Below are 25,177 nucleotides of genomic sequence, written 5' to 3' on the forward strand. Positions count from 1 at the left end.
AGACGTCAATCGTAGCAAGTCGGGCATTTAGGGGATGAAATGAACGAAGAAAAGCGAGCCGAAGAAGAAAAATCAAGAGATGATTTGCTTCTCCCGCGATTATCATTCGACGAGATAACGTTTTCGGACGGGACAATATTGTCGCTCGATGATGGTGATATTGTAATTTTTGTTGGTCCAAACAACGCTGGAAAAAGCGCCGCGCTCCGTGAGTTGGAGTCGTGGGTGGCGCACTCGAGGGCAGGTCTTGTAATAAAGAATGCCAAGATGCGCAAGGTTGGAACACAGGATGATTTGCGTCGGTATCTTGATGCAAAAGCCCAAAAGAGCGGGGATGCAGTCAATCTTCAGTACGGCGGTATCGGCTACAGCATTCACCATTCGCATCTTCTGTACTTTGATCAACCCATAGACCGCCACCCCGTGGCGCCGTTCTTTGCAAAGCGAATAACTACGGAAGGTCGCATTCGGGACGCTAATGCAGCGCCCGCGCTGGCACTCTTTCATTCGCCGCCGACGCATCCGATCCATATGCTTCTCATGGACCCAGAGCTTGCGAGAGACATTAGCGGCAAGTTCCAGCATGCCTTCGGCACAGACCTCACACCATTCCGGGCAGGCGGAAGTAGCTTCCCACTCTACGTGGGCAAAAAGCCTCCCGTCCCAGTTGGCAAAGACGAGCTATCAAAGGAGTTCGTGGAAGCGCTTCAGGCGACGAATGTTCCGCTGGAGTCTCAGGGCGATGGGATGCGCAGTTTCGCAGCTGTGACCCTCCACATACTGGCGGAGAGGACGCATTCCATCCAGTTTCTTGATGAACCCGAAGCGTTCCTGCACCCTCCACAGGCGCGGCTGCTTGGGCGATATATCGCCGAGAACAGGCCCGGAAATTCCCAGCTCTTCATCTCGACGCATAGCACCGACATTCTGGACGGTTTGATCGAAGGCGGCTCGGACAAAGTGCGCATTGTCCGACTTCGCCGAGAGGGGGACGTCAACCGCGTAAAGGAACTTGGCAAGGAGGAGACAAGGGCTGTCGCCAGGGACACGTTGGCGAGGTTCTCACGTGTCTTCGATGGCATCTTTTTCGAGCACGTTGTCATCTGCGAGGCAGACGCAGACTGTATGCTCTACCAATCTATCTTGAACCTGCCTTCAATATCTGGCGATCGGCGTCCTGACGTTCTCTTTGTCCACACGTCAGGAAAGCATCGGATGGCGAAACTTGCAGACACCTTGCGCTCTCTTGATGTGCCTGTCTCCGTCATCGCCGACATCGATGTGCTCAATGATGAGGGTACTTTCAAAAGTCTCTTCGAGAAGCTCGGCGGTAACTGGCTAGATGTGAGCACTTCATGGAAAACCGTCAACCAAACAGTTTTGAGGCAGCGCCCTCCGCTCAACGCGGAGCAGGTGGCTAGGCTGATCGCTGATCAATTGGACGGGGTAAAAGGGACGGGTGAGTTCCCTGAGAATAAGGAAAGGGCAATCAAAGATGTCTTCAAAAGCGTCTCGCCTTGGGCTGCCATGAAACGGAGCGGACGAACGGCACTCCCCGCCGGAGAGCCGATCAAGCACTTTGATGCCCTGAGCGAGATGTGCGAAGAGCGTGGTCTATGGATTGTGCCTGTCGGCGAAATTGAAGGCTTCTGCCGCAGTATCGGATCACATGGTCCCGGCTTCGTTGAGAAAGTGCTTGAAGAACGAAATCTGGAAACCGACCCCGAGTTGCAAGATGCTCGTGACTTTATCGGGAAGATCTGGGCGAAGGCGAGACGTCCCTCCACCACAAAGGATATTGCGGCGGTACATTCAGCCGAATGAGAGCCTTCGAAAGCAAAACTCATTTTGCGAACAACTGAAAGAATGGCGTCAAGGTCAGTGTCTTCGTGTGCTGCTATGCGCTAAGCTAGGCCGTCTTATGGCGCATCGGGGACAATTCCATCTGTTCTCCCGCCGGGTCGCCTCGACTACATCGGGTCCAGCAGGGTATCGAGGGTGTCTGCCGCGTCCGCCCGCACACCCCGCCCCACGTCGGCCCGCCTGCCCACCCTTACGCCCCCTTCAGCACCACCCCTCGGACTGGAACGCTGCCGTTTCCTCCCGCAGGCGCTCCCTCAGCCGGGGCGCGGCGTAGTCTAGGAAGGCGCGCAGCTTCCGTGGCAGCAATTGCTGGCCGGCATAGACGAGGCTGACCGGCCAGGCGGGAAGCTCATGGTCCTCAAGGACGAGTTCGAGCTGGCCGGCGCGCCGGGCCTCGGTGATCTGGTAGGACAGCACCCGCGTGAGCCCCAGCCCGGCGATGGCACCGGCGATCGCCGCTTCCGCCGTCGTCACCGTCAAGCGCGAATGGATCGGCACCAGCACGTCGCCGTCGGGCGAGGCAAAGCGCCAGGCTTCGGGCGAGGCCAGATTGTCGAAGGTGACGCCGACATGCCCGCGCAGCTCCTCCGGCCGCTGCGGCCGGCCATGGGCGGCGAGATAGGACGGGCTGGCGCAGGTCACGCGGCGCACCGCTCCCACGCTTGAGGCGATCAGGCTGCTGTCGTCCAATTCGCCGATCCGCAAGGCGACATCGACGTCCGATTCCAGCAGATCGAGCAGCCGGTCGGCGAGGACCAGCTTCACGTCGATATCGGGATAGGCGGCGAGGAAGCCGGCAATGATCGGCACCATATGCAGTCGGCCGAACACCACCGGAGCGGTGACGGTCAGGCGGCCCTTCGGGTCGCTGTGAACGCCCATGGCGGTGCGCTCCGCCTCCTCGACCTGTTCGAGGATGCGCCGGCTGGCCTCGACATAGAGCCGGCCGGCTTCCGTCAGGCTCAGATGCCGGCTGGACCGGTTGAGCATGCGGGTCTTCAGATGGGCTTCCAGCTCGGCGATCCTGCGGCTGACGGTCGCCAGCGGCACATTCATCTGTTTGGCGGCGGCCGACAGCGTGCCGGCCTCGACGACCTTCAACAGGACCGCCATCGCGCTGAACTTGTCCACCCGCCACCTTTTCAAAATCAGCAAACAACCTTCCCGGAATTGCCGAATTACCGGGGGCGGCGCGATCGTATACGTTCCATGCCGACGAATAAATGGACCGACAACTCGAAACGCCCAGCTTTTGCTGCGCGGATGTCGGGTGTCGTCAAATATTCCCGAGAGCACTTTGCAGGAGACGGCGATGAGCCCGAAGGCCGCATATCCCGTGACGCACCATCGCACGGCAACGATCGACGGCGTGGAGATCTTCTATCGCGAGGCTGGCCCGACGGACGGTCCGGTGGTGCTGCTGCTGCACGGCTTCCCGACCTCCTCGCACATGTTCCGCAATCTGATTCCGTATCTGGCGGACCGCTATCACGTCATCGCGCCGGACTATCCCGGCTACGGTCAGAGCGAAGCGCCCGACCGCGCGTCCTTCTCCTACACGTTCGACAGGTTCGGCGAGCTGGTCGACGGCCTGCTGCAGCAGCTGGGGATCGCGCGCTACGCCATGTATGTGATGGATTATGGCGCGCCCGTCGGCTGGCGGCTGGCGTTGAAGCACCCGGATGCGATCACCGGCCTGATCATCCAGAACGGCAACGCCTATGAGGAGGGGCTGAAGGAGTTCTGGGATCCCATCAAGGTCTACTGGGCGGACGGCGCGAAAGAGAGCCGTGACAAGCTTTTCGACCTGGTGAGCCCGGAGACCACCATCTTCCAGTATACGGACGGCGTCGCCGACAGGACGCGGATTTCGCCCGATAACTGGACCCACGACCAGCCGCTGCTCGACCGCCCTGGCAATGCCGACATCCAGATGGATGTCATGTACGACTACCGGACCAACCTGCCGCTCTATCCCAGCGTGCAGGCCTGGCTGCGGGACAAGCAGCCGCCGACGCTCCTGGTCTGGGGAAAGAACGACTTCATCTTCCCCGAGCCCGGCGCGCATCCCTACAAGCGGGACCTGCGCGACCTCGAATTCCACCTTCTCGACACCGGTCATTTCGTGCTCGAGGACAAGGCGGACGAGGTTTTCCCGCTGATCCATGACTTCCTCGACCGCAAGGTGGCCGGCGCGTAACGTCGGCTTCGGCGGGTCGAAGTTCGTCCGTCGGCATGAAATCCCGGGCTGACGGGGGCGATGGGGGCATCGTCCCCGACCAACCAACGGCCTGGTGCCGGAGACTGCTCATGACAGCCACCCCATCCAGCGACATCGCCTTCACGCCACGGGTCAAGGCCGTGCAGGAGCAGCGCGGCTCGCGCGCGGCCTATGCGCGGATGGAGGCCCGTGGCGGTTTCCGCACGGGCGTCACCCCCGATCTCGTCGCTTTCCTGGCGGAGATCGACACGGCGTTCCTGGCGACGGCGACCGCCGAAGGTCAGCCCTATGCGCAGCATCGGGGCGGGCCGCCGGGCTTCATCCGGGCGGTTGACGAGAAGACGCTCGGTTTCGCCGATTTCTCCGGCAACCGGCAATATGTCACTACCGGCAACCTTCAGGAAAACGACAAGGCGTTCCTGTTCCTGATGGACTACGCCCACCGGCGGCGGGTGAAGCTCTGGGGCCGCGCCCGCGTGACGGCGGATGCCGAGTTGATCGCCCGCCTCATGCCGGCGGACTACGAGGCCGAGGCCGAACAGGCTATATTGTTCGAGGTCGAGGCTTGGGACATCAACTGTCCGCAGCACATCCCCCGGAAGGTCGATGCCGCGATGGCCGCGGCGGCGCTCGTCCGGATCGAGGCCGAGCGTGACCGCCTCGCCGAGGAGAATGCGGCGCTCCGGGCGAAGCTGGCGGGTAGCTGAGCCGCGTTCCGGGGCGCGCTGCGCCTCCAATAGAGAGGACGACATCATGATATCCCGGCACCAACCCGGCCTGTCGCGACGCGGCTTCTGCCTGTGCTGCGTGGCAGCCCTCGCTGGCGGCAGCCAGTGGTTGACCCCGCGCCAGGCCTTCGCCGAGGCCCGCAACGTGGTGGACGGATTCCGCGCCGATGCCGCGAAGGCCGAAATCCACGTCCACCGGCTGCGCGGCAATGTGAACGTCCTCGAAGGGTCCGGCGGCAACATCGCCGTGCTCACCGGTCCGGACGGCAAGGTGATGATCGATGCCGGCATCACCGCGACGCGACCCCGGATCGTCGAGGCGCTGGCGGGGCTGGACCAGCGGCCGGTGTCCCATCTCGTCAACACGCACTGGCACTTCGACCATGCCGACGGCAATGAGTGGATCGGCGGAACCGGGGTCGCGATCATCGCCCAGGCCAACACGCGCAAGCACCTCACTGAGGCGCAGCGGGTAGAGGACTGGGACTTCAACTTCCCGCCGGCCCCGCCGGCGGCGGTGCCGACCGAGGTGGTGGAGCAGGAAAAGCGCCTGACGCTCAACGGCGAGACGCTGCATCTGCGACATCTCCCGCTCGCCCACACCGACGGCGACCTCACCGTCACCTTCGAGCAGGCGGACATCATCCACACCGGCGACATCTACTGGGCCGGCATGTATCCCTTCATCGACTATTCCACGGGCGGCAACATAGACGGGGTGATCCGCGCGGCCGACGCCGTGCTGGCGCAGGCCGGCAAGGGAACCCTCATCATTCCGGGCCATGGCGGTCCGGTCAGCGATGCCGCGGGGCTGAAGGCCTATCGCGACATGCTCTCCGCCAGCCGCGACCGCGTCGCCGCGCTGAAGCGCAAGGGGCACACGCTGGAGGAGATCGTGGCGGCCCGCCCCACGGCGGAGTTTGATGCCGGGTTCGGCCAGGCCGTCATCCCGCCGGCCTTCTTCACCAAACTCGTCTTCGAAGGCGTCTGACGAGGCTTTTGCGGCCGCTATCGGTGTGAGGCCCCGGTGTTCATGCGATGAACGATGGCCGTGTCTTGCCCCCGGGGACAAAATGCGCGGCGCGCGGGTCTTGACCGCCGCGCGCGTCGCGTGATCGGCTGATCCGCCCGGCCGCTTCCCATTCTCGGATCCGGGACACCGTTTTCCCGGAACCCTGGTCCATGATGAACCTACCGCGACTCCGATTACCGATTGTGCCGGCATCCTTCTTCGGCATGGTGCTCGGCCTTGTCGGCCTCGGCAACAGCTGGCGCGCGGCTCACGCGGTCTGGGGGCTTCCTTCGGTCGTCGGCGAGGTGCTGATGCTGGCGGGAGGGATCGTTTGGGCGATCCTCGTCGTCCTTTTTGCCGCCAAGTGGCTCGCCGCGCGCGACCTTGCCAGGGATGAGGCAAACCATCCCGTGCAGTGCTGCTTCATCGGCCTTGCCGGCGTCGCGACCATGCTGGTGGCGATGGCGCTGGAGCCCTATGCGAGAGTGCTGTCGCTGGGCGTGTTCGCGGCCGGTGCGGCCTTCACGCTGGGGTTCGCGGTCTGGCGCACCGGCGACCTCTGGCAGGGCGGCGGCCGCGATCCGGCGCACACCACGCCGGTGCTCTACCTGCCGACGGTGGCAGGCTCCTTCGTCACCGCGACTGCGTGCGGCGCGCTGGGATTTGCCGACTGGGGCCGGTTCGCCTTCGGCGCCGGGCTGCTGTCCTGGCTGGCCATCGAGTCCGTGCTGGTCCACCGGATACTTACCGCGCCGCAGATGCCGCCGGCGCTGCGACCGACGCTCGGCATTCAGCTCGCGCCGCCGACCGTTGGCGCGGTGGCCTATCTCAGCGTGACCTCGGGTCCGCCGGACCTCGTCGCCTATGCGCTGGTGGGCTATGGTCTGTTGCAGATCCTGCTGCTGGCGCGCCTTGCCCGCTGGATCTTCGCGGACGGGGTGAAGGCTTCCGCATGGAGCTTCACCTTCGGCCTCACGGCGTTCGCCACCGCCATGGTGAAGATGGCGGGGCGCGGCGACACCGGGCCGGCGCTTGTCCTCGCTCCCTTCGCCTTCGCCCTCGTCACCGCGCTGATGGCGGCGCTCATCCTGTGGACCCTGCGCCTGTTTCTTGCCGGCCGGCTGCTTCCCGCCGCGCCGGCGCCACGGCCCGCTGTTCCCGAGCCACCCGCCGCCCTGGCCGAGCGATCCTGATCGCGGCGCCCTAACTGGCGGCGGCCATCTCGATCGCAATCTTGCCGACGCCATCGGCCCGTTCGAGCGCCTCGTGGGCCTCCTGCGCCTGTTCGAGCGTGAAACGTCGCGGGTCGACCAGTGGCGCGAGCCTGCCGGCCTCGATCAGCAGGCGGGCCTGCTCCAGAATCTCGCCGTGATGCCGGCGGCCCTCGCCCTTGAGCAGCGGCATCAGCGTGAACACGCCCGAATAGGTCGCCGCCTTGAAGGAGAGCGGGGCGAGCGCATGAGTGCCCCAGCCGAGCGAGGAGGTGACATGGCCGAACGTCGCCACGGCGGCGAAGGAGGCATCGAGGACGGGTCCGCCGACCGTGTCATAGACGACGTCGAAGCCACGTCCGCCGGTCAGCCGGCCGGTGTAGTCCGCCACCGGCTCGTGCCGGTCGATGAAGGTGGCGCCGAGGCGCTCGATGACCGGCCGGCTTGCCGGGCTTCCGGTCGCGTAGACCGTGGCGCCGAAGGCCTGCCCGAGCTGAACCACGATGTGGCCGACGCCGCCGGCGCCTCCCTGCACCAGCAGGGTCTGTCCCGCCTTCACGCCCACCCGGTCGATCAGCCCTTCCCAGGCCGTGATGGTGACCAGAGGCAGGACAGCGGCTTCGCGCATCGAGAGATTGGCGGGTTTGATCGCGAGCAGGTCCGCGTCGGCGCTGACATATTCCGCCAGCGTGCCGGGGATGCCGCCGACCCCGCCCACCATGCCGTAGACCTCATCGCCGGGACGGAAACGGCGGACGCCGGGACCGACTGCCTCCACCGTACCGGCCATGTCCAGGCCGAGAATGGCGGGAACGGGATGCCGGGCATGGGCGGCCTGACCGGCATGGATCTTGGCATCCAGCGGGTTGGTTCCGCTCGCGGCGATGCGCACCAGCACCTCGCCTTCGCCCGGCGTTGGGCGGGTGACGGACGCAATGCGGAACGGCGCATTCAGCTCGTCCAGAATCGCAGCCTTCATGGATTTCGTCATGGGAGCCTCCAGAGTTGGTGGCACTCAAGATGGTCGCTTGTTCTTCGCATGAAAATCATCGAGATTGAATAGAATCCATTCATTATTGAATGGACACGAGAGCGTTGCGGGAAGGCGCCATGGAGTGGAGCGATCTGCGGATCTTTCTGGCGATCGCCCGCGAGGGCACGCTTGGCGCGGCCGCACGCCGGCTGGGGCTTTCGCAGCCGACCATGGGGCGACGGCTGTCGGCGCTGGAGGCCACCCTCGGCCAGTCGCTGTTCCAGCGCACGTCGGAAGGGTTCGTCCTCACGCATGAGGGGGCCGCCGTTCTCGCCCATGCCGAGCGCATGGAAGAGGAGGCGCTGGCGTTCGAGCGCCGCCTTGCCGGGTCGCAGGCCCAGTTGGAGGGGATCCTCAGGCTGTCCTCGTCGGACTGGTTCGGCACCATCATGCTGTCGCCGGTCCTCGCCGAATTCGGCAGCCTGCATCCACGGGTCAGCGTCGAGCTGCTGACCGATGCGCGCCTCTACAGCCTGTCCCGCCGGGAGGCTGATCTGGTCTTCCGCATTCGTCCCTTCGACGAGCCGGAGGTGATCTCCCGCCGGCTCGTTCACATCCCCTACGCCGCCTACGCCGCTCTGGACGGGCCCGACAGAGTGGAGGGCGAGGGCGAGGGACTGGCGCTGGTGACGATGGATACGGCCTTCGCCGACATGCCGGACGCGCGCTGGCTGGCCAAGCGTCTGCCGAAGGCGCGGATCGCGCTGCGCAGCAACAACCGGCAGGTGCAAGCCGCCCTATGCGCCAAGGGAGCGGGACTCGCCGTGCTGCCGGAACCTCTCGGCGACGCGACCGCCGGCCTAAAGCGGGTCGACCTCGGCGAGCGACCGCCGGGGCGCGACACTTTTCTCGGCTATCACCGCGACCTGCGCCGGCTGGCCCGGCTGCGGGCGTTGCTCGACCTGATTATCGAGCGGCTCGCGGTCTCTACAGGGCACGCCGCTGCCGCGCGCGGGTGAAGGCCGCCATTGCCCTCAGTGATAGCCCTCGCCCTCGCGCACCTTGCCGCGGAACAGCCAGTAGACGAAGGCGATGTAGCCGAGGATCACCGGCAGCATGAACACCGTTCCGATGAGCATGAACACCTGGCTCGCCGGCGGGGCGGCGGTCTCCCACACCGTGAGCGCGGGCGGGATGAGATAGGGGAAGATCGAGATGCCGATGCCGATATAGCCGAGCAGGAACAGGCCGATCACACCGAAGAAGGGCAGGTTCTCATGGCCCTTCTCCAGCCAGCGCCAGACCAGGAAGGCGAGCAGCAGCGTCACCAGCGGCACAGGGGCGAGGTAGAACAGGTTCGGCGTGGTGAACCAGCGCTCGGCGATGCGAGGGATGGCGATGGGCGTCCACAGGCTGACGATGCCCATGAACACCAGCATGGCCGGCAGCAGCACCTTCGCCTGCGCGCGTGCCCGCACGGCGATGGTGCCCTCGGTCTTCATGATGAGCCAGACGCTGCCGATCAGTGCATAGCCGGCAACGACCCCGAGCCCGCAGAGCGCGGCGAAGGGGGTCGCCCAGTCGAGCGGGCCGCCGGCGAAGGCGTTGTTCTCGACCTTGATGCCCTGCACGAAGCCGCCGAGCAGCACGCCCTGGAAGAACGCCGCCAGCGTCGAGCCGCCGGCGAAGGCGATGTTCCACAGGAAGCGGCTGCTGTCGGCGACGTGGCGGAACTCGAAGGCGACGCCGCGGAACACCAGCGACAGCAGCATGAAGATGATCGGCAGGTAGAGCGCCGGCATGACGATGGAATAGGCGAGGGGGAAGGCGACGAGGAGCCCGCCGCCGCCGAGGATGAGCCAGGTCTCGTTGCCGTCCCAGAACGGGGCGACCGAGCTCATCATCTGGTCCTTCTCCCGGTCGCTACCGGCGAACGGGAACAGGATGCCGATGCCGAGGTCGAAGCCGTCGAGGATCACATACATGGCGATCGCGACCGCCAGCAGCAGCGACCAGATGACGGGCAGGTACCATTCCATGCCGAGGCTGACATCCATGGCTCAATCCCCCGATGCGTTGATGGCGGCGCGGGTCGCCTCGTGGGCGGAGGCGAGCGGACGGCTGGGCACGCCCTCGGGCGGCTCGACGGCCGGGCCCTGCGGGCCGGTCGCGATCAGGCGGTTGATGTAGTAGATGCCGCCGGAGAACACGATGCCGTAGACCAGCACGAACAGCGCCAGCGAGACCGCCATCGCCCAGCCGGCGACCGGCGAAAGGGCGTCGTCGGTGCGCAGGATGTTGTAGACCACCCAGGGCTGGCGGCCGACTTCGGTGACGAACCAGCCTGAGATGATGGTGATGAAGCCGATCGGCCAGATGTGCTGCAGCGGGCGGACATACCAGTCGGTCTCGAACAGTCGGCGCCGCCACAGCAGCCACACGCCGAGCCAGCCCACCAGGATCATCAGCAGGCCCATGCCGACCATGATGCGGAAGGCGAAGAACGGGATGGCCACCGGCGGGCGGCCCTGCGGGGCGAATTCCTTGAGGCCCTTGATCTCGCCGTCCAGGCTGTGGGTCAGGATCAGGCTGCCGAGATAGGGCACCGCGATCTGGTAGTCGTTGCTCTCGGTGGTCTCGTTCGGCCATGCGAACAGCACCAACGGCACGCTCTTCTCGCCCGGCAGGTTTTGCCAGTGCGCCTCGATGGCGGCGATCTTTTCGGGCTGGTGTTGCAGCGTGTTGAGGCCGTGCGCATCGCCGATGAAGGCCTGCACCGGCGCGAGGATGGCGATCAGCGCGAGTGCCATGCGCATCATGGTGCGCGAGTCCTCGGCATAGCGGCCGGCATAGACATAGCGCGCACCGACCGCCAGCACGACGAAGGCGGTGGTGAGGTAGCAGGCCGTCACCATGTGCGCGAGGCGATAGGGGAAGCTCGGATTGAAGATGATGGTGAGCCAGTCCACCGGATGGGCGATGCCATCGATGATCTCGTGGCCGGCCGGGGTCTGCATCCAGCTATTGGCGGAGAGAATCCAGAAGGCGGAGAGCGTGGTGCCCGCCGCCACCATCACGCAAGCGAAGACGTGCAAGCCGCGCGGCACCCGATTCCAGCCGAACAGCATGATGCCGAGGAAGGTCGCCTCCAGGAAGAAGGCGGTGAGCACCTCGTAGCCGATCAGCGGGCCGACCACGCCGCCCGCGACATGCGAGAAGCGGCTCCAATTGGTGCCGAACTGGTAGGAAAGCACGATGCCCGACACCACGCCCATGGCGAACGAGACGGCGAAGATCTTGGTGAAGAACCGCGCGATGCGGTGATAGCGCTCGGCGCCCGTCGTGATCCACAGCACTTCCAGCGTGGCGATATAGGCCGCGAGGCCAATCGTGAAGCTGGGAAAGATGACGTGGAAGGAGACGGTGAAGGCGAACTGGACGCGCGCCAGAATGACGGGATCGAATTCCATCAGGCCCCCCTGTGCCATCACCGCTGCCGGTAGGTGACGCACACCACACTAAGCCGGCATGCGTCACGATGGAATGACTCAAATGAAGGATACGCCCGGTTCGCTTCCCCGACCTTCGGCTAGACGTTGGGCGTGGCCGGCAGGGTCTTGAGCCGGCTCTCGATGGCGAGCATGTCGCGCCATGCCATACGCTTGCCGAGCGGCGTGCGCAGGAGGTAGGCGGGATGGAAGGTGGCCAGCGCGGGGATGGTCCGCGTGCCGGTGTCGTAGTCCATCCAGCGGCCGCGCGCCTTGGTGATGCCGTCCTTGATGCCGAGCAGAGTCTGTGCCGAGGGACCACCGAGGCAGACCAGGATGTCGGGGTCGGCAAGCTCGATCTGCCGCCGGATGAACGGCAGGCAGATGGCGGTCTCCTGCGGGGTCGGGGTGCGGTTTCCCGGCGGGCGCCAGGGCACGACATTGGCGATATAGGCCGCTTCGCGGTTGATGCCGATGGCCGCCAGCATGCGGTCGAGCAGCTTGCCGGAACGGCCGACGAAAGGCTTTCCCTCGATGTCCTCGTCGCGGCCGGGCGCCTCGCCGACCAACATCAGCCGCGCCTTGGGGTTGCCGTCGGCGAAGACCAGCCGCGTGGCGGTGTGCTTCAGCGGGCAGCCCTCAAATCGCTCCAGCAGTTCGCGCAGCGCTTCCAGCGTCGGCGCGCTTGCGGCCGCTTCGCGCGCTTCCACCGCCGCGATGTCGGGGGGCAGCGGGGCGGCGCCCGGCGAGGCGATGGCGGGTCCGGCGACCGGACCACGTGCCGCCGGCAGGGCGGGAGAGGTGGAGGGGCGGGCGATCGGCGCGCGCGAGGGGGCGCCCGGCGCGGCCCCTGCGGGCGGCGGTCCGGCGGGCGCGCGGGCCCGGATGGCTGCACGCTCATTGGCGCTTTCCTCGAAACGGTCGACCGGCGCTTCGCCAAGCGCGACGTCGACCCCCGCCTCCAGATGGAAGGCCAGGAGTTCGGCCAGCACGTCCCTGTCGCTAAGTGTCGGTAGCATAAGGCCCTTCTACGCGTCGCACGCTGCATGATATCCGTCGCGCGGATGATTGTCAGGCCGCGTCAAGCGTGGAAGAAGTCCAATCAGCAGATGCGTCGCCGTGGAGGAGCAGGATGACCGCGCAGGAATTGCCCGAACGCGAGGCTATGGAGTTCGACGTGGTCGTCGTCGGCGGCGGTCCGTCCGGGCTCGCGGCGGCGATCCGGCTGAAGCAGCTGGAGCCGGACCTCTCCGTCGTCGTGGTGGAGAAGGGCTCGGAAATCGGCGCGCATATCCTCTCCGGCGCGGTGATCGACCCCGTCGGCCTCGACCGGCTGTTCCCGGACTGGCGCACGGACGCCGATGTCCCGCTGAAGACGCCGGTGACCGACGACCGCTTCTATCTGCTCGGTCCGGCCGGCTCGGTGCGGCTGCCCAACGCCTTCATGCCGCCCTTGATGAATAATCACGGCAATTACATCGGCTCGCTCGGCACGGTGTGCCGCTGGCTGGCGGCGAAGGCCGAGGAACTGGGCGTCGAGATCTATCCCGGCTTTGCCGCGAATGAAGTGCTGTATGAGGACGGCGCGGTGGTGGGCATCGCCACCGGCGACATGGGCGTGGGGCGCGACGGCGAGATCACCGACCGCTTCACCCGCGGCATGGAACTGCGGGCGAAATACACTTTGTTCGCGGAAGGCGCGCGCGGCCAGCTGACCAAGCAATTGATCGCCCGCTTCGGCCTGAGCGAGGGGCGCGAGCCGCAGAAATTCGGACTCGGGCTGAAGGAGCTGTGGACCGTGCCGGCAGCGCAGCACCAGCCCGGCCTTGTGCAGCACTCCTTCGGCTGGCCGCTGGATTCCAAGACCGGCGGCGGCTCGTTCCTCTACCACATGGAGGACAATCAGGTGATGGTGGGCTTTGTGGTCCACCTCAACTATTCGAACCCGTATCTTTCGCCCTTCGAGGAATTCCAGCGCTTCAAGACGCACCCGCTGGTGCGCGCGACGCTGGAGGGCGGCAAGCGTGTGGCCTATGGCGCGCGGGCGATTACCGAGGGCGGCTACCAGTCGGTGCCGAAGCTCGTTTTCCCCGGTGGGGCGCTGCTCGGCTGCGGCGCCGGCTTCGTCAACGTGCCGCGCATCAAGGGCAGCCACAATGCGGTGCTGTCGGGCATCTTCGCGGCGGAGGAACTGGTGCCCGCGCTCAAGGCCGGGCGTCAGCACGACGAGCTTTCGGGCTATGAGGCGGGCTGGCGCGCCTCCGCCATCGGCGCCGACCTCTACAAGGTGCGCAACGTCAAGCCGCTGTGGTCGAAGCTCGGCACCTATGTCGGCATCGCTCTTGGCGGGCTCGACATGTGGGCGAACACGCTGCTCGGCTTCTCGCCCTTCGGCACGCTGGGGCACGGCAAGCCGGACTCGGCGACGCTGAAGCCGGCGGCGCAGTCGAAGAAGATCGAGTACCCTCGGCCCGATGGCGTGGTGTCGTTCGATCGGCTGTCCTCGGTGTTCCTGTCGAACACCAATCATGAGGAGGACCAGCCCATCCACCTGAAGGTGGCCGACCTCGGCTTGCAGAAATCCTCCGAGTTCGAGGTCTATGCCGGCCCGTCCAACCGCTACTGCCCGGCCGGGGTCTATGAATGGGTGGAGAAGGATGGCGACGAGGTGTTCGTGATCAACGCGCAGAACTGCGTGCACTGCAAGACCTGCGACATCAAGGATCCCAACCAGAACATCACCTGGGTGGCGCCCGAAGGCGGCGGCGGGCCGAACTACCCGAACATGTGAGGGCGACATGCGGACGGCCGTGCTCGCGGCGCTTCTGGTCACGCTCGCTCCGGCAGCGCAGGCGCAGGACGCGCCTGACTATGCGCGCTACCGCGAGGGGCTGTTCCTGCGCTATCTCGATGCCGAGCCGGGCCTGCTGAGCAGGGTGCCGCGCATCGGCCTTGCCCTCCCTGGCGGCGAACGCCTCCGCGCCGATCTCGATTCCGGCTCCACCGGCATCGTGGTGGCCGCGGCCTATATCCCCGGCTTTGAGCAACTGACGTCGCAGGGGCCGGGCAAGCTGACCTATTCCAGTTCCGGCCGCGTCATGGTCGGCCAGTGGGTCGTCACCCCGGTAACGCTCGTGGGGCGCGACGGCGCGAGCGTGTCCACGGATCCGATGCCCGTGCTCGCCGTCACCGAGCTGCAATGCCTGGATTATGCGCGCGACTGCACGCCGCGGCAGATGCCCGAGCACATTGCCATGGTCGGCGTCGGCTTCGCGCGCGAGGCCGATCGGCAGAGCCAGAGCACGCCGGACAAGAACCCGCTTCTGCATGTGGCGGGTGGAGTAGGTCCGCGCCGGCAGGGCTACATCCTCTCGCGCGAGGGCGTGCATGTCGGCCTGACCGGCGAGAACACCAAGGGCGGCTTCCGCTATCTCAAGCTCGACCGCCGGCCGGACAATGCCGACTGGCAGGCGACGCCGGCCTGCATCTCGGTCAATGGCGCCGTCCCGCCGGCCTGCGGCACGGTGCTGGTCGATACCGGCGTGTCGGTGATGTACACGACGCTGCCGCTGGCGCAGGCGCAGGGCGCGACGGGGACGCTGCCCGACGGTACGCAGGTCGCGATCAGCGTCGGCACAGGCGATGCGGCCTTCCCGCTCTACAGCTTCGCGGTGGGCGACGGCTCGCCGCTGGCTCCCGACGCGATCCATCTGCGCGTCGCTCCCGACCGGGTGTTCGTCAACACCAGCTTCCACCTGCTGAACGGCTATGACGTGCTGTTCGACGGCGACGGCGGCTATGTCGGGTTTCGCGGCCGGTAGGCGGGTGGCGTGCGACCTATAATTTAGGTTGCATAATGCAACTTAAGATTACATTCTCCTTCCGTCCAAGCGGGGAGGGGAATGTGCAGCTGAACAAGAGGTCCCTCGACAATCTGGTGGGCGTCCATCCGGATCTGGTTCGGGTTGTGCATCGCGGCGCCGAAACTACGTCGGTCAACTTCATCGTCACCGAGGGCGTGCGAACGCTGGCGCGGCAGAAGCAGCTGGTGGCGTCGGGCGCCTCGCAGACCCTCAATTCCCGACATATTCCCGGCGGTCCCGCCAATCTCTCCCACGCGATCGATGTCGCGGCGGTGGTGGGCGGCCAGGTCCGCTGGGACTGGCCGCTCTATGAGAAGATCGCCGTCGCGATGAAGCTCGCGGCACAACTTGAAGCTGTGCCGATCGAATGGGGCGGAGACTGGAGGAGCTTCAAGGACGGTCCGCACTATCAGCTGCCGTGGTCGAGCTATCCGGGGTGAACCATGCCCGTCGAACCTCCCGCCGACGCGGAGAACGGCACCGCGCCCGCGCCCCGCTCCTGGTTTCCGTCGCTGACGCACACGCAGGCGCTGCTCGGCGTGGTGACGGTCGTGCTCGGCATATGGCAGGGATACAGCACATTGCGCATCTCCGAACTGGAGGCGAGGCAGGGTGTGCTCAAATCCGAGCGCGAGTGGGTGGACGCGATCTTCGCCAAATATGTCGAGGCGACCACCAACAAGGACTATCAGATCGACAGCCGCATCGCTCACCTGTCCGTCCTGGTGGTCATGACGGACATGATCAGCGACGATCATCGTATGGTGAAGGAGAAGCTCGCCCAGGCCATTCACAGCCAGGCGGAAATCTATCGGTCCGATATCGTCAGCGGACGTTCCTCTCTCGGCGCCTCAGGCGCGAATGACGGCACGGCGTCGGCCGTGGACGGCGCGGCGCCCTATCCATCGGCCGCCGCCGCGTCCAATGCGTCGGCCTTGCTCAGCCGTCTGGATGTGCTGCAAACCGCCGCCGCCAGTGTGGCGCCCGTTGCCTCGCGCCGCCTGGCCTCGTGGAGCAATTATGATTTCGATATCTTCTGGTGCGAGGCTTCCGGCAACGCCGACAAGAATTTTCGGCTGGCGACGAGGATAGCGGGCCTCAAATCGCTCGACCCCGACGCCAGCGGGCGCTGGCGGGTGCGTTCGCTTCCGGTCGATCGGGCGCAGCAGCTTGCGCAGGGGCGGGAGTTCGTCATCCATGTCGAGGGAACGACGGATGCGCGCGAACGTGCCTTCGCCGAAAGCCTCGTGGAGGCCATGCGCGGCGAGCGGCTGCTGGAGCGCGACGATCAGTTCGAGATACTCGCCTCCGACGCCAATCAGACCCGGTATCTCATCAGCGTCGTGGCCTGCGCGAAATAGGCGCCGCTAGAACAGGCTGAGTACGAAGGCGGCGAGCAGGATGATGGCGGCCCACAGGTCCGACACCATCGCCACGTTCTCGCGCATGTTCCGCTCCGGGCGCAGCAGATGGTTGATGCCGGCGAGGCCGAGGAACAGCCCGCCGATAAAGGCGACCGGCAGTACCCAGATGGAGAACACGATGGACATGAGGCCGGCGAGGCCGATCGAGACGTTGGCGAAGCCGAGTTCCTGCGCGATGACATGGGCGCGCGGCTCGTCGATGCCGAGTATGGCCTTCAGCGTGTAGCCGGGCCGCAGGATCTGCGACACGCCGGCCAGCAGGAGCCGCACCCCCACCGCCCAGAAGGCGAACCATTTGATCGACACCAGCACGAAGCTGACGACGCCGGTGGTGGTCGACATCTCGCCGATGATGCTGGCGATGGGCAGCACCACCATGGTGAGCAGGATGATCGCGTAATACATGCCGTTCCGCCTCGCCTCGGCGGACCGCGCCGCTTGCTCGCACATGTGTGAAGCGGCGGCACGCAATGTCAATGAAGGCGCCGATCCATCCACAGTCCGACGGCGTCTGATGCCGATTTCCCAGTCCGCGCGGTCCGTTACGGGAGCCGCAAGGAAATGCCCAGGCCGGCGTGACGAGGAATCATGCCGTCCGCCGCGCTGCCGGGAAAATCGAGGAATCGGGCGCCTTTGCCGCCGTCACGCAAACGCAACATAAGCTTCATCCACACGTCATGCCGCGCCGCTACCTCATGGCCCGTCACTCACGGCACGGCGGAGACATGATGGCGGCTGCGCTTCAGATCGATCGGGCCAGCAAGACCTACGGGGCCATGCGCGCCGTCGACAATGTCTCGCTGTCGATCCGCGAAGGTGAGCGCGTGGCGCTTATCGGCGCGTCGGGTTCGGGCAAGTCCACCCTGATCCGCCTCGCCTCCGGCCTTGCGCTGGCCGATGCGCAGGGGCAGGGCACCGGCGCCGTCCACGCCTTCGGCAAGAAGGTGCAGGAAGGCGGGCGCCTTGCTTCGGACGTGCGCGCCGCGCGGCGCAATATCGGCCTGGTGTTCCAGCAATTCGCGCTCTCCGGCCGGTTGTCGGTGATGACCAATGTCCTCGTCGGCGCGCTGGGGCACATGAACCTGCTGCGTGGCACGCTCGGCCTGTTCAATGCGGATGAGCGGCGCACCGCCTATGCCGCGCTCGCCGAGGTCGGCATCGCCCAGCACGCCGCCAAGCGGGCCCGCGAGCTTTCCGGTGGCCAGCAGCAGCGCGTCGCTATCGCCCGCGCTTTGGTGCAGGGCGCCCGCCTCGTGCTCGCCGACGAGCCGATCGCCTCGCTCGACCCCAAGTCGGCCAAGCGGGTGATGGACACGCTGGTGACGATGAGCCGCGACCATGGCATCGCGCTGGTCGTCTCGCTGCATCAGGTGGACTACGCCACCGCCTATTTCGACCGCGTGATCGCGATGAATGCCGGCCGCGTGGTGTTCGACGGCCCGGCCTCGCAGATCAACGCCGCTTTCCTGACCGAGCTCTACGGCGCCAGCGCCGAGGAGCTGATCCTGCCGAGCCAGTTCGTCGTCGGCGCCTCCGTGCCGGCTGAAACGCCCGTTTCCCAGACCGTATCCTGACAGGAGCGACACTCATGAAGCGCATTCTCGCGGCCGGCCTCGTGCTGACCGGCCTGACCGCCCCGCTGGCGGCGCAGGAAGTCAAGGAGCTGAACTTCGGCTTCATCTCCACCGAGTCCTCGGCCAACCTCGCCAAGAGCTTCGAGCCCCTGCTCAAGGACATGGAGAAGGCCATCGGCGTGCCGGTGAAGCCCTTCTTCGTCGGCGACTATGCCGGCGTCATCGAGGGCATGCGCTTCAAGAAGGTCGATGTGGCGTGGTTCGGCAACAAGTCGGCGATGGAAGCGGTCGACCGCTCCAATGGCGAAGTGTTCGTGAAGACCGCCAAGCCGGACGGTTCCTCGGGCTACTATTCGCTGATCGTTACCAATGTCGACCGCAACGACATCAACGGCCTGAAGGACATCCTCGACTGCTCGAAGGGCTACAATTTCGGCAATGGCGATCCGAACTCGACCTCGGGCTTCCTTGTCCCGAGCTACTATGTGTTCGCGCTCAACAATGTCGACCCGGCGAAGTGCTACAAGCGCGTTGTGACCGGCAACCATGAAGCCAACCTGCTTTCGGTCGCCAACAAGCAGGTCGACTTCGCCACCAACAACACCGAGAACATGACCCGCCTGCAGCAGACCCGCCCTGCCGAAGCCGCGAAGATCAAGGAAGTGTGGCGCTCGCCGATGATCGCCGGCGACCCGATCGTGTGGCGTAAGGACCTGCCGGCCGACCTGAAGGCGAAGATCTACACCTTCTTCATGACCTATGGCCGCAACGGTACGCCGGAAGAGATCGCCCACGCCCGCGAGGTTCTCGCCAAGACCTCGGACGGCTGGGGTCCCTTCCTCGCCTCCTCTGACGCCCAGCTGCTGCCGATCCGTCAGCTCGAGCTGTTCAAGACCCGCGTCAAGACCGAGAAGAACGACAAGCTCTCGGCTGACGAGAAGGCTGCCGAGCTGAAGAAGATCGACGCCCAGCTGGCCGATCTCGAGGCGCAGCAGAAGAAGCTGCCGGCCATGTGAGATCGGGTTTTCCGATCCAGCTCTCCCGGACACCGCGACGGCGGCGGTCCGGGAGCGGCTCAAGCTACACGCGATCCCGGAGACGGCCGATGGCCGTTCCGGGATGACGCCTGTCTGATGACGGTCTTGCGAAGGGTCCAGCCATGTTCTCCACCGATGTCGTCCACCGTGTCGCGACGGGCACCATGCCGCCGCCGCCCGTGACGCCGCTGTCGACCCGGCTGACGCGTCTCGTCATTGCCGCGCTCACCGTTCTGGTGCTGGTCTACGCTTGGCATGAGGCGGAGATGAACCCGGTCCAGCTCTGGCGGGACGCGGGCAACATGGCGACGCTCGGCGCGGACTTCCTCACGCCAGACTTCACCGACTGGGATGTCTATGTCGACGCCATGCTGGAGACGCTGGCGATCGCCATCTGGGGCACGCTGCTCGCTGTGATCGCCGGCATCCCGCTCGGAATCCTCTGTGCTGACAATGTGTCGCCGCGCGGCGTGGCCTTCGTGGTGCGCCGGCTGATGGACGCCTGCCGCGCCATCAACGAACTGGTCTTCGCGCTGATCTTCATCGCCGCCGTCGGCCTCGGCCCCTTCGCCGGCGTGCTGGCACTGTTCATCCACACCACGGGCGTGGTGGCCAAGCTGTTCTCGGAAGCCGTCGAGGCGATCGATCCGGCACCGGTCGAGGGCATTCGCGGCACGGGCGGCACCTGGCTGCAGGAGATCATCTACGGCATCATCCCGCAGGTGCTGCCGCTGTGGATCTCCTATGCGCTCTATCGCTTCGAATCCAATGTGCGTTCGGCGACCGTGCTCGGCATCGTCGGCGGTGGCGGCATCGGCATGACCTTCAACGAGACGATGCGCGGCTTTCTCTATTCGCAGGCCTCCGCGATCCTGATCATCGTCGTGCTCACGGTCACGCTGCTGGACGTCCTCAGCCAGAACATCCGCAAGCGGTTCATCTGAACGGGCGTGCCCGGTGCCTTCGCGCGCGATCAGGCCTGCGTGAGCTTCCCTTACGATCTGATCGCGGACGACATACGTCTTTCTCCAACCGCACGGCGACGTGGTCACGCGTCCCGTCGCAGACTGGAGAAAGGCCATGTTCCGTATCCTGCTCGCTGCAGCCCTCATCGCCACCTTCGGCATCACCGGTGCCTCGGCGGCCGGCCGCAGCAAAGACGAGCGCGCTGCCTGGTGGCAGACCATGCGCGAATCCAAAGCCGCGATGCAGATGCACCGACAGAAGCACGTCGGCGCCGCTCAATCGAAGGCCGCGCCCCTCACCGCCAAACCCGCTCCGGCGGTCAAGCCTGCACAATGATCCTTCGCGGTGGCACCCGGAAGGTTGTCCGCCGCGCGTGGAACAAGGGGCGTCGCCATCCGTGGCGGCGCCCTTTTTCTTGAGCTGCGCCGAACGAATATTCGTATGGATTTGCGCGCCGTCGCTTCCCGGCTTTCCAAAGTTTAATCCATTGGCCATCTTCTGGCCGGCATGGATGGGCCAGTTCTGTCCTTGACGCTGCTTTCCCGCCTGGAGTGCTCCCCTTGTTCCGCGCGATCCTCGCCCTGCTCGCCGATGTCTGGCGCCTGTCCATTCCTTATTTTCGTGGCGAAGATCGCTGGCGTGGCGGCGCGCTGCTCGCCGCCGTGGTCGCGCTGGAGGTGGGCTGGGTCTATGCCTCGGTGCTGATCAACCAGTGGAACGCGACCTTCTACAACGCGATCCAGGAGAAGGACTACGCCGCCTTCAAGAGCCAGCTTTGGCTGTTCGCCTTCTATGCCGCCATGGCCATCGCCATCGCGGTCTATCAGATCTATCTCCGGCAATGGCTGGAGATCCGCTGGCGTACCTGGATGACGGAGAAGTACCTCTCGGCCTGGCTGTCGAACGAGACGCATTATCGCATGCGCCTGAAGGGTGACACCGCCGACAACCCCGACCAGCGCATCGCCGAGGACATCCGCGCCTATATCTCGCAGACCATCGGCCTGTTCATCGGCATCCTCAACGCGGTGATGACGCTCGCCTCCTTCGCGGTGATTCTGTGGGGACTGTCCGGCGACTTCTCCTTCAACCTGCTCGGCGGCGACTGGCGCATTCCCGGCTATCTGGTCTGGGCGGCGTTCTTCTACGCGGCGGTCGGGACCGCGCTGGCGCATCTCATCGGCCGGGTGCTGGTGAAGCTCAATTTCGATCAGCAGCGCTTCGAGGCGGATTATCGTGTCGATCTGGTGCGGGTGCGCGAGAATGGCGAACAGATCGCGCTGATGCAGGGCGAGCCGGTGGAGCGCGAGCGGCTGCTCGCGCGGTTCGGCCACGTCGTGCACAATTACTGGGGCATTATGATCGCCCAGAAGCGGCTGACCTGGTTCACCGCGGGCTATGGGCAGGTGTCGATCATCTTCCCCTATGTCGTGGTGGCGCCGGCCTATTTCAGCGGATCCATCGCGCTCGGCCAGTTGATGCAGACCGCCTCGGCCTTCGGGCAGGTGCAGGGCTCGTTTTCCTTCTTCATCAGCGCCTATTCGACGCTGGCGGAGTGGAAGGCCGTGGTCGACCGTCTGATCGGCTTCCAGCGCTCGGTGGAGGCAACTCATGCCGAGACGCTGCAGTCCGGCTACCGGCAGGCGTCCGGCGCGGACGGCGCGGCGCTCGCCATCCGCGACATGGAGGTGCGCCTGCCGGACGGGCGCGCGTTGCTGGTGGTCGACGGCTTCGAGATCCACGCCGGCGAGCGCGTGCTGCTGACCGGCGCGTCGGGCTCCGGCAAGAGCACGCTGTTGCGCGCCGTTGCCGGCATCTGGCCCTATGGCCATGGCGAGGTGGCGCTGGCCAATGGCGTGCGCGTGCTCACCTTGCCGCAACGACCCTATCTGCCGATCGGCTCGCTGCGCGGCGCGCTGGCCTATCCCGACCCGATGGACAAATACGCCGACGAGGAACTGCGGCTGGCGCTGGAGGCGGTTGGGCTCGCGACCCTTGCCGGGCGCCTCGACGAACGCGGCCTGTGGCCGGCAATCCTGTCCGGTGGCGAGCAGCAGCGTTTGGCGGTCGCTCGCGCGCTGCTGGTGAAGCCGGATGTGCTGCTGCTGGACGAGGCGACATCGGCGCTCGACGAGCCGGGCGAGGCGGCGCTCTACCGCGTGCTCCGCGAGGCGTTGCCGGCGACGGCCATGCTCTCCATTGGCCATCGCTCGACACTGCTCGACCTGCATGAGCGGCATATCGAGCTACAGCGTCCGGCCGGCGAGGGTCCGGCACAGCTTGCGGCGATCCGGCCGCTGGCGGCGGAGTGAGAGCGGCGTCTCCCGGTCACGCTCAGACTTGGGCCGTTCCGTTTCGGGCGGACTGGGCGGCATCCACCCGTGCCTGCGCTTCCAGCGCCAGGGTGCGCTCAAGCAGCACTTCGTAGATCGGGCGTCCGCCGAGCTGTTGCGCGACCATGTTGGCGAAGATGGTGGTCAGCATCACCGGCACCATCAGGCCGTAGGCGCCGGTGAGTTCCATCACCAGCACCATGCCGACCAGCGGCGCGCCGATGGTGGCGGCGAACAGCCCGCCCATGGAGGCGATCGCCAGCGCCACATGGGCGTTTTCCGGCAGCGGGACGACCGCGCCCAACGCCGCGCCGTAGCACAGGCCGATTGTGGTCGCGAGCGCGAGGATTGGCGCGAAGATGCCGCCGGAGACGCCGGTGGAGTAGCTCGCCATGGTCATGACGAAGCGCAGCAGCACGATGAGCGCGAGCATGCCGAGCGCCGGGTTTTCCTTCACCAACTGCACGGCCAGAATCTCGCCGCCCTGCGTCGCCTCGGGCAGGGTGAACATCAGCACGCCGACGATCAGGCCGACGACGAGCGGGAAGATGTAGTAGGAGCTGCGCTGCCCCAGGCGGCGCGCCTGATCGAGGCACCACACCAGCGTGCGGTTGAAGGCGACGCCTGCCGCGCCGAGGATCACGCCCAGCACGACGAAGGCGGGCAGCGCTCCATAGGGCACCTCCGACACCGTCAGCAGCATGTAGGGCACGTTGCCGGTGAGATATTCGGTGACGATGGCGCTGGCGAGCGAGGCGAGCACGACGCCGATATAGGTGCGCGGGCTGTAGGGAAACTGCCGGCGGGTCTCCTCGATGACGAACAGCACCGCGGCGAGCGGCGCGTTGAACGCGGCGGCGAGACCCGCCGCGCCGCCGGCCGCCAGCAGGCCGCGCATGTCCTCCGAAGGCAGGCGGAAGATGTCCGCCGCCGCCTTGGCGATCGAGGCGCCCATATGGATGGTCGGCCCCTCGCGGCCCAGCACCATGCCGGAGGAGAGCGACAGCAGGCCGCCGAAGAACTTCACGGGCAGCACGCGATGCCAGCGCACTTGCCGCAGGCCCTCCATGGCGCCCTCGATCTCCGGCACGCCGGAACCGCCGGCTTCCGGGGCGAAGCGGCGGACCAGCCAGAGCGAGGTCACCGCCATGGCGGCGCCAATGAGCGCGGCGGCGACATAGAGGCCCGGGCCGGACAGACCGAGCCCGTGCACGAGATAGGCGGGCCAGGCGGCTGTGAGCTGCTCCACTCCGACATGGAAGCCGGAACCGACAACACCGACGACGGCGCCGACCAGCGCCGCCACGATGTGATACCCGCCATTCCCCATGCCTTGCCCTCACCAAGCCGATCCCGTTCCGATGTCCCGGTTAGCATTGCGCGGCAGGAGCGGGAAGGATTTCCACGAGGCTGGTCACGTCCGGACCTGCCTATCCGTGTGGCGGGCTCTGGAGGGCTCTCAGGTCACGGCAGGGCCGGCGCGTAGGTCGCGACCGGCTCGACCTTGTCGATCAGCCCGTGGCTCTTCATGAACTCGCCGAAGCGTGCATAGCGGCCGGCGTCGAGCGCGGCCGGCGCATGGGCGAAGCGGCGCAGCGTGTCGGCCCAGGCGGTCCGGTTCAGTTCGTCGTCGAGCTTGGGATTGGCGGCGACGAACGCCTTCCACGCCTCGTCCGGATGGTTGAGGGTGTAGATGGTGGCGTCTTCCACCGCGGCGAGGAAGCGCTTGAGGCGCGGGTCGCCGATCTTGTCCTTGTGCGCGACATAGATCAGCTCGTCGAATACCGGCACGCCGTGCTCCTCTGGGAAGAAGGCGACCCCTTCCTTGCCCTCCAGCTTGATCTGGGTGAGCTCGAAATTGCGATAGGCGCCGATCACCGCATCGACCTTGCCGGCGACGAGAGCGGGGGAGAGCGCGAAATTGACGTTGATCATGGTCACATCGGTGGGCTTCAGCCCGGCGCTCGCCAGCATGGTGCCGAGCAGCGCGTCTTCCAGCCCGGCCACGGAATAGCCGACCGTCTTCCCCCTAAGATCGGCGATCGACTTGATCGGGCCGTCCTTCAGCGCGACCAGCGCGGTGAGCGGCGTGGAGACCAGCGTGCCGAAGCGCACCAGCGGCAGGCCCTCCTTCACCGAGAGATAGAGGCTGGGCTGGTAGCTCACCGCGACATCGGCCTGCCCGGCGGCGACGAGGCGCGGCGGGGCGGAAGGATCGGCCGGCGCCACCAGCTCGACATCGAGGTCATGCGCTTTGAAGAAGCCCTTCTCCTGCGCGATGACGAGCGGGGCGTGGTCGGGATTGACGTACCAGTCCAAGAGGACGGTGAGCTTGTCGGCGGCGCTGGCAGGCGCCAGCGACAGGCAAAGCGCGAGGGCCGAGGCCGCGAGCGTCTTGGCGATGGTGTTCAACATTGGATCTCCTCCCAGTTGGAGATCCGGCGCATGAGCTTTCGGGGGAATCCGGCGCGGGTGCATGGATGG

23 protein-coding genes are annotated in these 25,177 nt (G+C 66.0%); 15 read left to right on the plus strand and 8 right to left on the minus strand.

Annotation, left to right across the window (positions count from 1 at the left end; all coding sequences use genetic code 11):
• Positions 1 to 39: 39 nt before the first annotated feature.
• The gene (locus tag ACO2RV_RS01630; protein ID WP_423289114.1) at positions 40 to 1,824 is read left to right on the plus strand and encodes an ATP-dependent nuclease; all 1,785 of its coding nucleotides are present in this window, start codon (positions 40 to 42) and stop codon (positions 1,822 to 1,824) included.
• A 240-nt stretch (positions 1,825 to 2,064) separates the two neighbouring features.
• Here the strand turns inward: ACO2RV_RS01630 and ACO2RV_RS01635 are convergent, their stop codons facing one another.
• Positions 2,065 to 2,994 (minus strand): LysR substrate-binding domain-containing protein, encoded by a 930-nt coding sequence (locus ACO2RV_RS01635; protein ID WP_423289116.1) that lies wholly within the window; start codon positions 2,992 to 2,994, stop codon positions 2,065 to 2,067.
• 181 nt (positions 2,995 to 3,175) lie between these two features.
• Between ACO2RV_RS01635 and ACO2RV_RS01640 the strand changes: the two genes are divergently transcribed.
• From ACO2RV_RS01640 to tehA, 4 genes are all read left to right on the plus strand, one after another.
• Complete coding sequence (locus ACO2RV_RS01640; protein WP_423289118.1) at positions 3,176 to 4,063, plus strand: alpha/beta fold hydrolase; 888 nt, start codon at positions 3,176 to 3,178, stop codon at positions 4,061 to 4,063.
• Positions 4,064 to 4,173: 110 nt separating this feature from the next.
• Positions 4,174 to 4,791 (plus strand): pyridoxamine 5'-phosphate oxidase family protein, encoded by a 618-nt coding sequence (locus tag ACO2RV_RS01645; RefSeq protein ID WP_423289120.1) that lies wholly within the window; start codon positions 4,174 to 4,176, stop codon positions 4,789 to 4,791.
• Positions 4,792 to 4,837: 46 nt separating this feature from the next.
• Positions 4,838 to 5,803, plus strand: a complete 966-nt coding sequence (locus tag ACO2RV_RS01650) for an MBL fold metallo-hydrolase (RefSeq protein ID WP_423289122.1) — start codon at positions 4,838 to 4,840, stop codon at positions 5,801 to 5,803.
• A 194-nt stretch (positions 5,804 to 5,997) separates the two neighbouring features.
• The gene (gene tehA / locus ACO2RV_RS01655) at positions 5,998 to 7,017 is read left to right on the plus strand and encodes a dicarboxylate transporter/tellurite-resistance protein TehA (RefSeq protein ID WP_423289865.1); all 1,020 of its coding nucleotides are present in this window, start codon (positions 5,998 to 6,000) and stop codon (positions 7,015 to 7,017) included.
• A gap of 10 nt (positions 7,018 to 7,027) precedes the next feature.
• On the opposite strand, the gene ACO2RV_RS01660 is transcribed toward tehA, so the two are convergent.
• Positions 7,028 to 8,026, minus strand: coding sequence for a zinc-dependent alcohol dehydrogenase family protein (locus ACO2RV_RS01660; RefSeq protein WP_423289124.1), 999 nt, complete (start codon positions 8,024 to 8,026; stop codon positions 7,028 to 7,030).
• Positions 8,027 to 8,145: 119 nt separating this feature from the next.
• Between ACO2RV_RS01660 and ACO2RV_RS01665 the strand changes: the two genes are divergently transcribed.
• A complete protein-coding gene (locus ACO2RV_RS01665) occupies positions 8,146 to 9,027 on the plus strand; it encodes a LysR family transcriptional regulator (RefSeq protein WP_423289126.1) in 882 nt (293 codons plus the stop codon).
• Between the two features lie 15 nt (positions 9,028 to 9,042).
• Here the strand turns inward: ACO2RV_RS01665 and cydB are convergent, their stop codons facing one another.
• From cydB to ACO2RV_RS01680, 3 genes are all read right to left on the minus strand, one after another.
• On the minus strand, positions 9,043 to 10,065 hold the full coding sequence (gene cydB, locus ACO2RV_RS01670; protein WP_423289128.1) for a cytochrome d ubiquinol oxidase subunit II: 1,023 nt from the start codon (positions 10,063 to 10,065) through the stop codon (positions 9,043 to 9,045).
• A gap of 3 nt (positions 10,066 to 10,068) precedes the next feature.
• Positions 10,069 to 11,478, minus strand: a complete 1,410-nt coding sequence (locus tag ACO2RV_RS01675; RefSeq protein ID WP_423289130.1) for a cytochrome ubiquinol oxidase subunit I — start codon at positions 11,476 to 11,478, stop codon at positions 10,069 to 10,071.
• Between the two features lie 119 nt (positions 11,479 to 11,597).
• Positions 11,598 to 12,515, minus strand: a complete 918-nt coding sequence (locus tag ACO2RV_RS01680; RefSeq protein WP_423289132.1) for a uracil-DNA glycosylase — start codon at positions 12,513 to 12,515, stop codon at positions 11,598 to 11,600.
• Positions 12,516 to 12,628: 113 nt separating this feature from the next.
• Between ACO2RV_RS01680 and ACO2RV_RS01685 the strand changes: the two genes are divergently transcribed.
• The 4 genes from ACO2RV_RS01685 to ACO2RV_RS01700 all read left to right on the plus strand — a co-directional run bounded on the left by ACO2RV_RS01685 (position 12,629) and on the right by ACO2RV_RS01700 (position 16,720).
• On the plus strand, positions 12,629 to 14,287 hold the full coding sequence (locus ACO2RV_RS01685; RefSeq protein WP_423289134.1) for an electron transfer flavoprotein-ubiquinone oxidoreductase: 1,659 nt from the start codon (positions 12,629 to 12,631) through the stop codon (positions 14,285 to 14,287).
• A 7-nt stretch (positions 14,288 to 14,294) separates the two neighbouring features.
• Positions 14,295 to 15,317 (plus strand): hypothetical protein, encoded by a 1,023-nt coding sequence (locus ACO2RV_RS01690; protein WP_423289136.1) that lies wholly within the window; start codon positions 14,295 to 14,297, stop codon positions 15,315 to 15,317.
• An 83-nt stretch (positions 15,318 to 15,400) separates the two neighbouring features.
• Positions 15,401 to 15,799 (plus strand): M15 family metallopeptidase, encoded by a 399-nt coding sequence (locus ACO2RV_RS01695; RefSeq protein ID WP_423289138.1) that lies wholly within the window; start codon positions 15,401 to 15,403, stop codon positions 15,797 to 15,799.
• 3 nt (positions 15,800 to 15,802) lie between these two features.
• Complete coding sequence (locus tag ACO2RV_RS01700) at positions 15,803 to 16,720, plus strand: hypothetical protein (protein ID WP_423289140.1); 918 nt, start codon at positions 15,803 to 15,805, stop codon at positions 16,718 to 16,720.
• Between the two features lie 6 nt (positions 16,721 to 16,726).
• On the opposite strand, the gene ACO2RV_RS01705 is transcribed toward ACO2RV_RS01700, so the two are convergent.
• Entirely contained in the window at positions 16,727 to 17,188 is a 462-nt protein-coding gene (locus ACO2RV_RS01705) for a hypothetical protein (protein WP_423289142.1), read from the minus strand.
• A gap of 323 nt (positions 17,189 to 17,511) precedes the next feature.
• Between ACO2RV_RS01705 and phnC the strand changes: the two genes are divergently transcribed.
• From phnC to ACO2RV_RS01730, 5 genes are all read left to right on the plus strand, one after another.
• Entirely contained in the window at positions 17,512 to 18,357 is an 846-nt protein-coding gene (gene phnC, locus ACO2RV_RS01710) for a phosphonate ABC transporter ATP-binding protein (RefSeq protein WP_423289144.1), read from the plus strand.
• 14 nt (positions 18,358 to 18,371) lie between these two features.
• A complete protein-coding gene (gene phnD / locus ACO2RV_RS01715; protein ID WP_423289146.1) occupies positions 18,372 to 19,373 on the plus strand; it encodes a phosphonate ABC transporter substrate-binding protein in 1,002 nt (333 codons plus the stop codon).
• Positions 19,374 to 19,516: 143 nt separating this feature from the next.
• Entirely contained in the window at positions 19,517 to 20,338 is an 822-nt protein-coding gene (gene phnE, locus ACO2RV_RS01720; RefSeq protein WP_423289148.1) for a phosphonate ABC transporter, permease protein PhnE, read from the plus strand.
• A 136-nt stretch (positions 20,339 to 20,474) separates the two neighbouring features.
• Positions 20,475 to 20,696 (plus strand): hypothetical protein, encoded by a 222-nt coding sequence (locus ACO2RV_RS01725; RefSeq protein WP_423289150.1) that lies wholly within the window; start codon positions 20,475 to 20,477, stop codon positions 20,694 to 20,696.
• Positions 20,697 to 20,920: 224 nt separating this feature from the next.
• The gene (locus ACO2RV_RS01730; RefSeq protein ID WP_423289152.1) at positions 20,921 to 22,672 is read left to right on the plus strand and encodes an ABC transporter ATP-binding protein/permease; all 1,752 of its coding nucleotides are present in this window, start codon (positions 20,921 to 20,923) and stop codon (positions 22,670 to 22,672) included.
• A gap of 22 nt (positions 22,673 to 22,694) precedes the next feature.
• Here the strand turns inward: ACO2RV_RS01730 and clcA are convergent, their stop codons facing one another.
• Together clcA and ACO2RV_RS01740 are read right to left on the minus strand one after the other, a co-directional pair.
• A complete protein-coding gene (gene clcA / locus ACO2RV_RS01735) occupies positions 22,695 to 24,023 on the minus strand; it encodes a H(+)/Cl(-) exchange transporter ClcA (RefSeq protein WP_423289154.1) in 1,329 nt (442 codons plus the stop codon).
• 134 nt (positions 24,024 to 24,157) lie between these two features.
• Entirely contained in the window at positions 24,158 to 25,108 is a 951-nt protein-coding gene (locus ACO2RV_RS01740; protein ID WP_423289156.1) for an ABC transporter substrate-binding protein, read from the minus strand.
• Positions 25,109 to 25,177: the final 69 nt, after the last annotated feature.

The sequence above is a fragment of the Ancylobacter sp. VNQ12 genome, from assembly GCF_049445835.1.
In the GTDB taxonomy this organism is placed as follows: Bacteria; Pseudomonadota; Alphaproteobacteria; order Rhizobiales; family Xanthobacteraceae; genus Ancylobacter.